This is a genomic window from Streptomyces sp. MB09-02B (assembly GCF_033794485.1).
Taxonomy (GTDB): Bacteria; Actinomycetota; Actinomycetes; order Streptomycetales; family Streptomycetaceae; genus Streptomyces.
In genome coordinates this window covers 17,933-29,844 of sequence record NZ_JARGEE010000061.1, presented here as the reverse complement: position 1 = coordinate 29,844, position 11,912 = coordinate 17,933, and the positions used below count along the sequence as shown (strand labels likewise).

Annotated in this window: 10 protein-coding genes; 5 read left to right on the top strand and 5 right to left on the bottom strand. The window is 70.6% G+C overall.

The features are described from left to right. The first annotated feature begins 46 nt into the window (after positions 1 to 46). From P1P70_RS11990 to P1P70_RS11980, 3 genes are all read left to right on the top strand, one after another. Positions 47 to 1,891 carry an ABC transporter ATP-binding protein gene (locus P1P70_RS11990; RefSeq protein WP_319236802.1) on the top strand — a complete coding sequence of 615 codons (1,845 nt, stop codon included), beginning with the start codon at positions 47 to 49 and terminating at the stop codon, positions 1,889 to 1,891. Beyond that, positions 1,888 to 3,669 (top strand): ABC transporter ATP-binding protein, encoded by a 1,782-nt coding sequence (locus P1P70_RS11985; RefSeq protein WP_319236800.1) that lies wholly within the window; start codon positions 1,888 to 1,890, stop codon positions 3,667 to 3,669. The genes P1P70_RS11990 and P1P70_RS11985 overlap by 4 nt, the downstream gene beginning before the upstream one ends. A gap of 210 nt (positions 3,670 to 3,879) precedes the next feature. Continuing rightward, entirely contained in the window at positions 3,880 to 4,350 is a 471-nt protein-coding gene (locus P1P70_RS11980) for a DUF5709 domain-containing protein (protein WP_319236799.1), read from the top strand. A 104-nt stretch (positions 4,351 to 4,454) separates the two neighbouring features. Here P1P70_RS11980 and P1P70_RS11975 read toward each other — a convergent pair whose 3' ends face one another. Then, positions 4,455 to 5,249 carry a metal-dependent hydrolase gene (locus P1P70_RS11975; protein ID WP_319236798.1) on the bottom strand — a complete coding sequence of 265 codons (795 nt, stop codon included), beginning with the start codon at positions 5,247 to 5,249 and terminating at the stop codon, positions 4,455 to 4,457. A 166-nt stretch (positions 5,250 to 5,415) separates the two neighbouring features. Between P1P70_RS11975 and P1P70_RS11970 the strand changes: the two genes are divergently transcribed. Further along, positions 5,416 to 7,929, top strand: a complete 2,514-nt coding sequence (locus P1P70_RS11970; protein ID WP_319236797.1) for a DEAD/DEAH box helicase — start codon at positions 5,416 to 5,418, stop codon at positions 7,927 to 7,929. Positions 7,930 to 7,948: 19 nt separating this feature from the next. After that, the gene (locus tag P1P70_RS11965) at positions 7,949 to 8,824 is read left to right on the top strand and encodes an acyl-CoA thioesterase II (protein WP_319236796.1); all 876 of its coding nucleotides are present in this window, start codon (positions 7,949 to 7,951) and stop codon (positions 8,822 to 8,824) included. Positions 8,825 to 8,832: 8 nt separating this feature from the next. Here the strand turns inward: P1P70_RS11965 and P1P70_RS11960 are convergent, their stop codons facing one another. From P1P70_RS11960 to P1P70_RS11945, 4 genes are all read right to left on the bottom strand, one after another. Further along, positions 8,833 to 9,903: a DUF6397 family protein gene (locus tag P1P70_RS11960; RefSeq protein WP_413471457.1), complete on the bottom strand. Its 1,071-nt coding sequence runs from the start codon at positions 9,901 to 9,903 to the stop codon at positions 8,833 to 8,835. A gap of 129 nt (positions 9,904 to 10,032) precedes the next feature. Further along, positions 10,033 to 10,446, bottom strand: coding sequence for a roadblock/LC7 domain-containing protein (locus P1P70_RS11955; protein WP_319236795.1), 414 nt, complete (start codon positions 10,444 to 10,446; stop codon positions 10,033 to 10,035). A gap of 241 nt (positions 10,447 to 10,687) precedes the next feature. Beyond that, positions 10,688 to 11,293 (bottom strand): GTP-binding protein, encoded by a 606-nt coding sequence (locus tag P1P70_RS11950; RefSeq protein WP_319236794.1) that lies wholly within the window; start codon positions 11,291 to 11,293, stop codon positions 10,688 to 10,690. A gap of 187 nt (positions 11,294 to 11,480) precedes the next feature. After that, positions 11,481 to 11,897, bottom strand: coding sequence for a DUF742 domain-containing protein (locus tag P1P70_RS11945; protein WP_319236793.1), 417 nt, complete (start codon positions 11,895 to 11,897; stop codon positions 11,481 to 11,483). Between the last annotated feature and the right edge of the window lie 15 nt (positions 11,898 to 11,912).

Below are 11,912 nucleotides of genomic sequence, written 5' to 3'. Positions count from 1 at the left end.
CTTCTCCCCCGCTTCCCCCACCCCTGACTCGAGCCTCTGGGACGTCATGCAGATTCAAGAGCTTCCGTACAAAGACCCGGGCGTGCCGGACGCTCGCTCGGGCCCCCGATTCCTGTGGTGGCTCGGCCGGAATCAACTGGGCGGACAGTTCAAGGCGCTGGCGTGGGGGCTGTTGCACTTCACCTCCGTGGCCGGACTGCCGTTCTGTGTCGGCTTCGCCATCCAGGCGGTGGTCGACCGCTCCGGCTCCCGACTCGCCCTCGCGGGCGTGGTGATGATGGTGTGCGGGTTCACCATCGCGCTCGGCGACACCTTCCTGCACCGGTCGGCGGTCACCAACTGGATCACGGCCGCCGCCCGCGTCCAGCAACTGCTGGCCCGCAAGACCGCCCAGCTCGGCTCGGCGCTGACCCGCCGGGTCGCGGCCGGAGAGGTGGTCGCGGTCTCCACCGGCGACGTCGAGAAGATCGGCTGGTTCGTCGAGGCCGTCTCCCGCTTCATCGCCGCCGCCCTCACCGTGGTGCTGGTCTGTGTCGGTCTGGTCGTGTACCAGCCCGCCCTGGGCATCGTCGTCGCCGTCGGAGTCCCCGTCCTCGCGCTGGCCGTGCTTCCGCTGCTGCCCCGCGCGACCCGCCGCGCCGACTTCCAGCGCGAGAAGGCCGGCCGCGCCACCGAGCTGGCCTCCGACACCGTCGCGGGCCTGCGCGTGCTGCGCGGCATCGGCGGCGAGGACCTCTTCCTCGACCGCTACCGCCGCGCCTCCCAGGAGGTCCGGCACGCCGCCGTACGCAGCGCCCGTATGTGGGCCCTCATCTCCGGCATCCAGGTGCTGCTGCCCGGTCTGCTCATGATCGCGGTCGTCTGGCACGGCGTGGGTCTCGCCCGCGAGGGCCGGATCACGGTCGGCGAACTGGTCACCGTGTACAGCGCGGTCATGCTGCTGACGTATCCGCTCAGACACTTCGAGGAGATCGCGATGGCGTACTCCTTCTCCCGACCGTCCGCCAAGCGGGCCGCCCGGGTGCTGTCGCTGCAGCGGGCCACGGACACCGAGGGGTCCCGAGAGGCCACCGTGCCCACCGGAGACCTGTACGACCCGGCCACCGGGCTGCTCGCGCCCGCCGGGTGCCTCACAGCAGTGGTGTGCGGTGACCCTGACGCGGCCGGACGACTGGCGGAACGGCTGGGCGGCCACGCCCCCGAGGAGGGCACCTCAGTACTCCTCGGCGGTGTACCGCTCGACGAACTGCCCCTCGGCTCCGCCCGCACGGCCGTCCTCGTCCAGGACAAGGACCCGGTGCTGCTCTCCGGCACTCTGCGCGACCTCCTCGACGTCCCCGCCTCGGGGCAGGTCACCGCCGAGGAGGCGCTGACCGCCGCCCAGTGCGGTGACGTGCTGGAAGCCCTGGTCCAGGGGTCACTGGACGCCGAGGACCCGATGGACGCGCGGATCACCGAGCGCGGACGGTCTCTGTCCGGCGGCCAGCGCCAGCGACTCGCCCTGGCCCGCTCCCTGATCACGGACCCCAACGTGCTGGTCCTCGACGAGCCGACCTCCGCCGTCGACTCGCACACCGAGGCCAGGGTCGCCGCCGGCGTCCGCTCCCTGCGCACGGGCAACACGACGGTCGTCCTCACCTCCTCGCCCCTCCTGCTGGACCTCGCCGACCGCGTCGTCCTCGTCCACGACGGCGAGGTCGCGGCGGTCGGCCTGCACCGCGACCTGATCCACAGGGAATCCCGGTACCGAGCCGTCGTCACCCGCGAGACCGACGAGGAGACCGGCGAGAGGGACGGCGAGAAGACGGGCTTGGCAGGCCCACCGCATGATCGCAGGACCACTCTCGGTGAAGTGCTGGACGAACTGGAAGAAATCGAGGAGACCGCATGATCGGCGTGGCGCCCCCGGCCTACGACCCGGCCGCCCCGACGACGGCGAACACCCTGCCCGTCGGCGCCCCCGCGACCGTACGCGCCTACGTGGCCGAACTGTTCCGCCGCCACCGTCGGGCGTTCGTCCTGCTCATCACCGTGAACACGGTCGCCGTCGTGGCCTCGATGGCGGGCCCCTACGTCCTCGGCGCTCTCGTCGAACGCGTCTCCGACGGGGCACGCGAGCTCCATCTCGAAGTCACCGCGACGGTGTTCGTCGTCGCCCTCGTCGTCCAGGCCGTCTTCGTACGGGAGGTACGACTGCGGGGCGCGATGCTCGGCGAGCGGATGCTGGCCGACCTGCGCGAGGACTTCCTCGTCCGTTCGGTCGGCCTGCCGCCGGGTGTTCTGGAACGCGCCGGCACGGGTGACCTGCTCTCCCGCATCACCACGGACATCGACCGGCTCGGCAACGCCATGCGCGAGGCCGTGCCCCAGCTGGCCATCGGCGTGGTGTGGGTCGGCCTGCTCCTCGGCGGCCTCGCCGTGACCGCGCCCCCGCTGGCCCTCGCCGTCCTGCTGGCCCTGCCCGTGCTGGTGGTCGGCTGCCGCTGGTACTTCAAGCGCGCCCCCTCCGCGTACCGCTCGGAGTCCGCCGGGTACGCCGCCGTCGCCGCCGTCCTCGCGGAGACGGTGGACGCCGGCCGCACCGTCGAGGCCCACCGCCTCGGCACCCGCCGCATCGACCTCTCCGACCAGCGGGTCCGCGAATGGACAGCCTGGGAGCGGTACACCCTGTGGCTGCGGTCGGTGCTCTTCCCCGTCATCAACATCACGCACACCACCGTCCTCGCATCCGTCCTGATCATCGGCGGGGTGTTCGTCCTCCAGGGCTGGATCGGGCTCGGACAGCTGACCACGGGCGCCCTCATCGCCCAGATGCTCGTCGACCCCGTCAACCTGATCCTCCGCTGGTACGACGAACTGCAGGTCGCCGAGGTGTCGCTGGCCCGGCTGGTCGGGGTACGGGACATCGAGCCCGACGCGGGCGACCCGGACGTGGCCCCCGAGGGACGCCATGTCCACGCCGACCAGGTGCGCTTCGGGTACCGCGAAGGCGTCGACGTCCTGCGCAAGGTGTCCCTGGAAGTCGCGCCCGGCACCCGGCTCGCCCTCGTCGGCCCCTCCGGCGCGGGCAAGTCGACCCTGGGCCGACTGCTCGCCGGGATCTACGCGCCCCGCGACGGCCGTATCACCCTCGGCGGTGCCGAGCTGTCCCGGATGCCCGCCGAGGACGTTCGCTCCCATGTCGCCCTGGTCAACCAGGAGCACCACGTCTTCGTCGGCTCCCTCCGCGACAACCTGCTCCTGGCCCGCACGGGTGCCCAGGACGCCGAGCTGTGGGCGGCGCTGGGCGCGGTCGACGCCGACACCTGGGCGCGGGAACTGGACGCGGGGCTGGACACCGAGGTCGGTTCCGGCGGGTTCACGCTCACCCCGGCGCAGGCCCAGCAGATCGCGCTGGCCCGGCTGGTCCTCGCCGACCCGCACACGCTGGTCCTGGACGAGGCGACCTCGCTGCTCGACCCGCGGGCGGCCCGCCATCTGGAACGCTCCCTCGCCCGCGTCCTCGACGGCCGTACCGTCGTCGCCATCGCCCACCGTCTGCACACCGCCCACGACGCCGACGTCATCGCCGTCGTGGAGAACGGACGCATCAGCGAGCTGGGCAGCCACGACCAGCTCGTCGCGGCGGGCGGCGCGTACGCCGCGCTGTGGAGGTCGTGGCACGGCTGACGGAGAGCTGCGACTCCGGCCGGGTCCGGCGGCGGCCGTCGCCCTGCCGTTGCGCGGTGCCGAACGCGAGTGGAAGGCTGGTGGTGGGCACTGATTCGGGGGACGCCCGTGGACCGCCCGGTTCACGGGGGTCGGGCCGCCGCCCAGCGGTCCGCGCGCCCACCGTCGCCGAGCGGTGGCACCGGGCCCGCCCCACCACTGGAGGTACCCGTGGACAGAGCCGGCGGATGGGGAGACGACGTCTACCAGCCAGACGGATCCGAGATCCAGGACGACGCGGGGCTGCTGGACGCCGAGGACACCCTGGTCGCCGACGGTGTGGCCGACCCCCTCGACCGGGGCTGGTCCCCACCGGAGCGGCCATGGGCGGTGGAGCACACCGGTGTGACGGCGGCGGAGCGGCTGCGCGGCGAGACCCTGGAGCAGCGCCTCGCCGAAGAGCTCCCGGACATCGCCTCCCCTGACGGGGACGGCATCGGCGACTCCCAGGACACCGAGGGCGAGCCGCTCGACAACGAGGTGGGAGACCTCCGCTCCGGCCGTCTGGTCGCCCCTGACGAGGGCGCGCACGAGGACGAGGAGAGCGGGCTGATCGCCACCGACGTGGGGATCGACGGAGCGGCCGCCTCCGCCGAGGAGGCCGCCATGCACATCGTGGACGAGGACGCCCTGCCGAGCTGACCCCGACGCGAGCCCGTCGCCCGGAGCCGGGCGGTCTGCGGCAGGGGCCGCGCCTCCGCCTGGACCGCGACGGTCGGTACGCGGGCGGGAAGGCCCGCGCCCGGTCAGATGACGTTCAACGCCGCCGCCGCGCCCACTCCCCCCAGCACCATGAACACCGGCATCAGCACCCTCAGCTCGACCCAACTGCCGGCCCGGAACCGCATCACCTTCGGTGGGCCCAACGGGTACCAGCGCTTGCGCCCGATCGGTATAGGCCACAGGATCGGGCAGCCCGACACGGTCAGCGAGTCCCCGATGTCGTGGACCAGGGCGCCGAGCACGATCGGCAACCCGAGCCACAGATACTCCTGGCCCGGCTGTGTGAAAAGCCAGTCCGCCCCGTTGCCGGGCTTGTCCAGGACACCCGCGAGGATCCAGGCACTGGTCGCCCCCAGCAACCACACCAGCACATCGCTGCTCGAACCCCGGGCCGCCCGCCACAACAGGCCCTCGATGGCCAGGACCAGGTGCACGAAGAGAATGGCCAGCACCGCCCATCGGCCCCCGGTGATCGCGGCGACGGAGGCACCGGCACCGAGCAGCGCCGCCCACAGCCAGGTGTGCGTGAGCGTGCGGTGCCCACCCGAGCGACGCGGGTCGCCCTGCTTCTTCGTCGCCTTGTAGACGGCGTACGACAGCTTGTCGACGATCTCGCACACCCAGCGCGACAGCGGACCGAAGGAGCGGGAGATCGTAGCCGCCTTGTGGTCCAGGTCCGGTGCCAGGGCGGCGCCCGCGCAGATCAGCGCACCGACCAGGAGCACCGGCCAGGGCATCGTGTGCCCGGTGGCGGCCGCGGCGGCTCCCACACCGAGCCAGGCGGCGGCTCCCGACAGTGAGTGTGCTGGTCCCATCATGGCCGTGCCCCGTCCCGTTCCGTTCGTGCCGCTGTCCAGGCGCCTTGTGCCGCTGTCCAGTTGTCCAGGTGCGCTGACGTTCCGTCGGCGCCACAGCGTAGCGTTCGCGATCTTCGGTCCGGCAACCGATTCCCCCATCGGGTGCGCGGACAGGCAAGATGGGGGCGTGACCCTCATCGATCAGCTGCCGCGGACCGCCGACCCCGACGCCCTCTACGAAGCCTTCGAGTCGTGGGCCCAGGAACGCGGCCTCACCCTCTATCCGCATCAGGAGGAGGCGCTCATCGAGGTGGTCTCCGGCGCGAACGTGATCGTGTCGACGCCCACCGGCTCCGGCAAGAGCATGATCGCGGCGGGCGCCCACTTCGCGGCGCTCGCCCGCGACGAGGTCACCTTCTACACGGCCCCGATCAAGGCGCTCGTCTCGGAGAAGTTCTTCGAGCTGTGCAAGATCTTCGGCACCGAGAACGTCGGCATGCTCACCGGCGACGCCTCCGTGAACGCCGACGCCCCCGTCATCTGCTGCACCGCCGAGGTGCTGGCCTCCATCGCGCTGCGCGACGGCAAGCACGCCGACGTCGGCCAGGTCGTGATGGACGAGTTCCACTTCTACGCGGAGGCCGATCGGGGCTGGGCCTGGCAGATCCCGATCCTCGAGCTGCCGCAGGCCCAGTTCATCCTGATGTCGGCGACGCTCGGCGACGTCTCCATGTTCGAGAAGGACCTCACCCGGCGCACCGGTCGCCCGACCGCCGTGGTCCGCTCGGCGACGCGCCCGGTGCCCCTGTCCTACGAGTACGTCCTGACCCCGCTCACGGAGACGCTCACCGAGCTGCTCGCCACCAAGCAGGCTCCGGTCTACATCGTGCACTTCACGCAGGCTCAGGCCGTGGAGCGGGCGCAGGCACTGATGAGCATCAACATGTGCACACGGGAGGAGAAGGACCGGATCGCCGAGCTGATCGGCAACTTCCGCTTCACCACCAAGTTCGGCCGCAACCTCTCCCGTTACGTTCGGCACGGCATCGGCGTCCACCATGCCGGCATGCTGCCCAAGTATCGACGCCTGGTGGAAAAGCTCGCCCAGGCAGGTCTGCTGAAGGTCATCTGCGGCACGGACACACTCGGCGTCGGCGTCAACGTACCCATCCGCACCGTGCTGTTCACCGCCCTCACCAAGTACGACGGCAACCGGGTGCGGACCCTGCGGGCCCGCGAGTTCCACCAGATCGCGGGCCGCGCCGGACGGGCCGGCTTCGACACGGCGGGCTACGTGGTGGGGCAGGCGCCCGAGCACGTCATCGAGAACGAGAAGGCCCTCGCCAAAGCCGGCGACGACCCGAAGAAGCGCCGCAAGGTGGTCCGCAAGAAGGCTCCCGAAGGGTTCGTCGGCTGGACCGACAACACCTTCGAGAAGCTCATCGCCTCCGACCCGGAGCCGCTCACCTCCCGCTTCCGCGTCACCCACACGATGCTGCTGTCGGTGATCGCCCGGCCGGGCAACGCCTTCGAGGCGATGCGCCATCTGCTGGAGGACAACCACGAACCCCGCAGGCAGCAGCTGCGGCACATCCGCCGCGCCATCGCGATCTACCGCTCGCTCCTCGACGGCGGCATCGTCGAGAAGCTCGACCAGCCGGACGCCGAGGGCCGTATCGTCCGACTGACGGTCGATCTTCAGCAGGACTTCGCGCTCAACCAGCCGCTGTCCACCTTTGCGCTGGCCGCGTTCGAACTGTTGGACCCTGAATCCCCGTCGTACGCCCTCGACATGGTGTCCGTCGTCGAGTCGACGCTGGACGACCCGCGACAGATCCTCGCCGCCCAGCAGAACAAGGCGCGCGGTGAGGCCGTGGCCGCGATGAAGGCCGACGGCGTCGAGTACGAGGAGCGCATGGAGCGGCTGCAGGACGTCAGCTACCCCAAGCCTCTGGAGGAGCTGCTCTTCCACGCGTACAACACGTACCGCAAGAGCCACCCCTGGGTCGGCGACCATCCGCTGTCGCCGAAGTCCGTGATCCGCGACATGTACGAACGGGCCATGTCCTTCACGGAGTTGGTGTCCCATTACGAGCTGGCCCGCACCGAGGGCATCGTGCTGCGCTACCTCGCCGGTGCCTACAAGGCCCTCGACCACACCGTCCCCGACGATCTGAAGTCGGACGATCTGGAGGACCTGATCGCCTGGCTCGGGGAGATGGTGCGCCAGGTCGACTCCAGTCTCCTCGACGAGTGGGAGCAGCTGGCCAACCCCGAGGAGATGACGGCCGAGGAGGCGCAGGAGCGGGCCGACCAGGTCAAGCCGGTCACCTCCAACGCGCGTGCCTTCCGGGTGCTCGTCCGCAACGCCATGTTCCGCCGCGTCGAGCTGGCCGCGCTCGACCAGGTGGACGAGTTGGGCGAGATGGACGCCGAGGCCGGCTGGGACGCCGAGCGGTGGGGCGAGGCGATGGACAAGTACTGGGACGAGTACGAAGAACTCGGCACCGGTCCCGATGCCCGTGGCCCGCGGCTGTTGATGATCGAGGAGGAGCCGCAGAACGGGCTGTGGCGCGTCCGCCAGACCTTCGCCGACCCGAACGGCGATCATGACTGGGGCATCAGCGCGGAGATCGACCTCGCGGCCTCCGACGCCGAGGGACGCGCCGTCGTCAAGGTCACCGACGTCGGTCAGCTGTGAGCACAGGAGAGGCCAGCACATGACGACCAACCCCGCCGAGCGGCTCGTCGACCTGCTCGACCTGGAGCAGATCGAAGTCAACATCTTCCGCGGGCGCAGCCCGCAGGAGTCCCTGCAGCGGGTCTTCGGCGGCCAGGTCGCCGGCCAGGCGCTGGTCGCCGCCGGACGCACCACCGAGGGCGACCGGCCCGTGCACTCACTGCACGCGTACTTCCTCCGTCCCGGCCGGCCCGGGGTGCCGATCGTGTACCAGGTCGAGCGGGTGCGGGACGGGCGGTCGTTCACCACACGCCGGGTCACCGCCGTGCAGCAGGGCCGCACGATCTTCAATCTGACCGCCTCCTTCCACAAGCCTGAAGAGGGGAGTTTCGAGCACCAGCTGCCGCCGGCCCGCAAGGTGCCGGACCCCGAGTCCTTGCCGACGGTGACGCAGGAGATCAGTGAGCATCTCGGAACGCTCCCCGAGCAGTTGGAGCGCATGGCCCGGCGGCAGCCCTTCGACATCCGGTACGTCGACCGGCTGCGCTGGACGGCCGAGGAGGTCGAGCACGCCGAGCCGCGCAGCGCGGTGTGGATGCGCGCCGTGGGTCCCCTCGGCGACGATCCACTCGTGCACACGTGCGCGCTGACGTACGCCAGCGACATGACGCTCCTGGACGCCGTCCGCATTCCGGTGGAGCCTCTCTGGGGGCCTCGTGGCTTCGACATGGCGTCGCTGGACCACGCAATGTGGTTCCACCGGCCGTTCCGCGCCGACGAGTGGTTCCTGTACGACCAGGAGTCCCCCATCGCGGTGGGCGGCCGCGGCCTGGCCCGCGGCCGTATCTACGACCTGGAGGGACGTCTGCTCGTGTCGGTCGTCCAGGAAGGCCTCTTCCGCAGGCTCGAGGCCTGACCGGCACGTCAGTGGTGTCTGCGCCGGAGCCAGCCCAGCAGACCGCGTCGTCGCTCGGGTGTCGTGCCGGCACTGGGCCCGGGTTGCCCGGGGCGTCGTCGGCCCCGGGGTGGCCGCGGTGCGGGTCGGGCGGTCACGACGGGAGTCTCGTGCCAGGCCGCCGACCGCGGCGCCTTCCGGCGTGACCTCGGGGCGAGTCGGTGCGCTCGGGCCTCGCTGAGGGACCGCTGTAGGTCCGCCCGCAGCCACGCGATCTCATCGGGGTCGTCCGCGGTCCTGATCCGGGCGGTGATCCGTGCGGCGGGCGAGTCGGGCGGCCCGTGGTCGGCTCGCGCGGGACGGTGGAAATGCAGGTGGGCGCGCTCGTAGGGGTCCTGGACGATCTCGGCCACCTGGATCGGGTCGAGCAGGGAGGCCGGAGCGGCCGCACGGCTCCAGGGATCGTCGGCCTGCCGCAGCAGGGCTCCGAGGTGACGCCCGCGCCAGTTCCGGGGGCGCAGGTCCAGTCCCGCGTCCAGTCGGCGCCTGAGATCCTCCGGGATACGGCCCGTCAGCCAGGGGGCGTTCCTCTCGTCGGCCGCGAACTGCTGCAGTTCGGCCGCCAGATAGAGCCAGATCACGGCGCGGTAGCGGTTGAGGGAGAACTTGACCGGCGTGACAAGTCCCAGACGGGCGAGGCGCATGAACCGGGTGGGCGGCACGCCCAGGATCTCGGCGGCTGCTTTGGACCCGACGGCTTCGACCCGTTCCCGCAGGGTCGCGGGGAAGCCCTTCTCGGCACGGATCCGCTCGACCTCGGCCCGTGGGATGCGCCGGCCTCCGCCTCCGTCGTCGACGACCGTGCGCAGGCAGCCCAGTTGTACGGCGATGTCCAGTTCACTGCGTTTCAGGCCCAGTTCGCGGGCGGCTCGGCTCAACGCCATGGTGCCGCCGGCCGCACCGGCCGCCCTGGTTTTCCCGGCCGCCTTGGCCGATGCCTGGGCGCCGCGTCGTGTGGTGATCCTGGTGGGATCGGTGGTCGTGGTGTGCTGGGTGTTGGTGGTGGGCGTTGCGGATTGTGTGACGGTGTCGCCGGACATGGTGGTTCTCCCCCGTGCGGTGTGGTGCTCGCGCTGGTCTCGCGCTCGCCTCGGGAAAACCGTAGCCCGTTTGCGGAAAGTCGTGGCGGGCCTGTGGATAACTTGGCCCACAAGGGAGATAAGTGCAGGTCAGCGGTCCATCACGGCCGAGCGTTCAGGGTGCCTGGCGTCCACCCGGAGGTGTTCGCCGACACGGTTCACCAACAGCGTCATCTCGTACGCGATCTGCCCGATGTCCGCCTCCGCCGCGCTGAGGACGCACAGGCAGCTGCCGGGCCCGGCGGCGGTGACGAAGAGCACCGCGTCGTCGAACTCGATCATCGTCTGCCGTACGTCACCGGCGCCGAAGTGGCGGCCCGAGCCCTTGGCGAGGCTGTGCAGACCCGACGAGACCGCGGCCAAGTGCTCGGAGTCCTCGCGCCGCAGGCCGGTGCTGGCCGCGGTGACGAGTCCGTCGTTGGACAGCACCAGGGCGTGCCGTATGGGTTCCACGCGCTCGGTCAGGTCGTCCAGCAGCCAACCGAGCCCCGCGTTCTGCGACATCGTTCGCACTCCCCGTTTCGTCGTTCCCCCGGACACGGAGGACCCGACGATTCAGCCTTCCCCACTGCTGCTGTCGGAGCAAGCAGGATCGGAACATGGCAGGGAAGATGACCGACAAGGCATGCCGGTCCTTCCGCGCGAACAGCGACAACGGGTGCTTCCCCACCCGAAACAGCGGTGTCAAGGGACACTATCCGGCCAAGAGCAGGCCTGTTCCAGAAGCAGGCGTGTCGACGCCGGTTCAGCCCACGGAGTCGAGCAGCCGGGCGGTGTGCACCCGTCCCGCGTACTCGACGAGCCGTATCAGTACTTCCTTGCCGGAGTCGCGGTCCCTGGCGTCGCAGAGAACCACGGGGGTTCCCTGGTCGAGGTCGAGGGCGCGTGAGACGTCCTGGGCGCCGTGGGCGCGTGCTTCCGAGAAGCAGTTGACCGCGACCACGAAGGGGATGTGCCGGTGCTCGAAGTAGTCCACGGCGGGGAAGCAGTCCTGCAGTCGCCTGGTGTCCGCGAGGACGACGGCACCCAACGCCCCTTGCGCCAATTCGTCCCACAGGAACCAGAACCGGTCCTGACCGGGGGTGCCGAACAGGTAGAGCGAGAGCCCCGACCTGATGGTGATGCGGCCGAAGTCCATGGCGACGGTGGTGGTGACCTTCTGGTCCACACCGTCGGTGTCGTCCACCGACTGGCCCACCTCGCTCAGGAGTTCCTCGGTACGCAGCGGCTTGATCTCACTGACCGCGCCGACCAGCGTGGTCTTGCCGACGCCGAATCCGCCGGCGACGAGGATCTTCAACGCCAGGGCGCCCGTGTCGCCGTCTGTCTCATCGGGGTGCTCGGAGACCATCGATCACTTCTCTCGGGAGTGTCGGCCGTGGTCGACATCGGTACGGCTGTGAGGAGTCAGCATCTTGGCAACTGTCACCCGTCCGTGGGGTGTTGGACCGGTATTTCCTGTCACTGACCGCTTGTGCCCGTTCGGTGCCGGGTTGGATGCGCGAATGGGTACGGGTCGCATCCGTGTGTGCGTTCATCTACAGCGCCCTCAGCCCCTCGATCACCTCGCGCAGGACGCGTTCGTCCGGCAGTTGCGCGGGCGGCACGGGGCGGCTGACGGTGACTCGGCCCGACTCCATGAGGTCCCCGAGGAGAACCCGTACTACGCCGACGGGCAGATCGGCGCCCGCGGCGAGTTCGGCGACCGACTGGGTCTCGGTCCGGCACAGTGCAAGGAGCACCAGGTGTTCCGGACCGAGCAACGCGTCGTCTACGGTAGGTGCGCCTGTGTCGAGCGAGACCAGGGCGATCAGGTCGAAGCAGGGCCCGCCGGGACCGGGCCTGGTGCGGCCGCCCGTCACGGCGTAGGGGCGGACGAGCGGCCCGGCCTCGTTGTCGTACCAACGGCTGCCCGGCGGTTCGTGCGGGGCGCCGGCGTCACTGCCTTCGGTCATGAGCACGGCCCGTCC

Bases quoted from the DNA above. Each gene is read 5' to 3' on its own strand.
- P1P70_RS11990 (WP_319236802.1), top strand. From the start codon at position 47: ATGCAGATTCAAGAGCTTCCGTACAAAGACCCGGGCGTGCCGGACGCT.
- P1P70_RS11985 (WP_319236800.1), top strand. From the start codon at position 1,888: ATGATCGGCGTGGCGCCCCCGGCCTACGACCCGGCCGCCCCGACGACG.
- P1P70_RS11975 (WP_319236798.1), bottom strand. From the start codon at position 5,249: ATGATGGGACCAGCACACTCACTGTCGGGAGCCGCCGCCTGGCTCGGT.
- P1P70_RS11965 (WP_319236796.1), top strand. From the start codon at position 7,949: ATGACGACCAACCCCGCCGAGCGGCTCGTCGACCTGCTCGACCTGGAG.
- P1P70_RS11960 (WP_413471457.1), bottom strand. From the start codon at position 9,903: ATGTCCGGCGACACCGTCACACAATCCGCAACGCCCACCACCAACACC.
- P1P70_RS11955 (WP_319236795.1), bottom strand. From the start codon at position 10,446: ATGTCGCAGAACGCGGGGCTCGGTTGGCTGCTGGACGACCTGACCGAG.
- P1P70_RS11950 (WP_319236794.1), bottom strand. From the start codon at position 11,293: ATGGTCTCCGAGCACCCCGATGAGACAGACGGCGACACGGGCGCCCTG.
- P1P70_RS11945 (WP_319236793.1), bottom strand. From the start codon at position 11,897: ATGACCGAAGGCAGTGACGCCGGCGCCCCGCACGAACCGCCGGGCAGC.